Annotated in this window: 1 protein-coding gene; it reads right to left on the bottom strand. The window is 61.6% G+C overall.

Annotated features, from left to right (window positions below; translation table 11 throughout):
* Positions 1-523, bottom strand: a 523-nt coding sequence (locus B3605_RS05270) for a sugar phosphate nucleotidyltransferase (protein WP_296433104.1), incomplete at both ends; no start/stop codon positions are given.

Genomic DNA, 523 nt, shown 5'->3' on the forward strand with positions numbered 1-523 from the left:
GGCGTAGCCGCGGCCCATGATTTCGACGGTCAGGCTGCCGTCTTCCAGATAACGCCGGTTCAAGTCCGTGATCTCGAGCTCGCCGCGCGGCGAAGGACGCAGCGACTTGGCGAATTCAACGGCGCGTTCGTCGTAGAAATAGAGTCCCGTCACCGCGTAGTTCGATTTCGGCTCCGCCGGTTTCTCCTCGATCGAGACCGCCCTGAAGCGCTTGTCGAACTCCACGACGCCATATCGCTCCGGATCGAGCACGTGATAGGCGAACACCGTTGCGCCTCGATCGACCGACATGCCGCTTGCCAAAAGGATCGGCAGGTCATGGCCGTAGAAGATGTTGTCGCCGAGCACGAGCGCCGACGGCGCTCCATCGAGAAACGTCTCACCGATGATGAAGGCCTGCGCCAGACCATCGGGCGATGGCTGTTCGGCGTAGGAGAACTTGACGCCCCAAGCGCTGCCATCGCCCAGCAGCTGCTCGAAGCGAGGAATATCGAACGACGTGGAGATGATCAGGATGTCGCGG

The sequence above is a fragment of the Rhizobium sp. UBA1881 genome (assembly GCF_002338015.1).
GTDB lineage: Bacteria > Pseudomonadota > Alphaproteobacteria > Rhizobiales > Rhizobiaceae > Rhizobium.